1 pseudogene is annotated in these 370 nt (G+C 36.2%); it reads right to left on the minus strand.

The features are described 5' to 3' along the window. Positions 1–370 (minus strand): annotated as a pseudogene (locus ACVCXO_RS12130) (hypothetical protein); the annotation flags it as partial.

Raw genomic sequence — 370 nt, forward strand, 5'->3', positions numbered from 1 at the left:
ACGCCATCTTCGTCTGTATAATCGATGTTTGTATTGTCTGTGTTTAAAGCAATGGATGTTAATGTTTCCAAGTTAGCAACATCTAAAACAGTCGGGTTTCCATCTTCATCGGTGTAAGTTAATGTTCCGTCGTTGTTGTCAACTAAAGTTGTTAAAGCTTCCAGGTTAGCTATGATTGCAGTTAAATCTAATTGTGTAGTAATGCCGTCTTCATCCGTGTAATCGATGTATGTATTGTCTGTGTTTAAAGCAATAGATGTTAATGTTTCCAAGTTAGCAACGTCTAAAATAGTTGGGTTTCCATCTTCATCGGTATAGGTTAATGTTCCGTCGTTGTTGTCTACTAATGTAGTAAGTGCTTCTAAATTTG

The organism is Lacinutrix sp. MEBiC02404 (genome assembly GCF_053601575.1).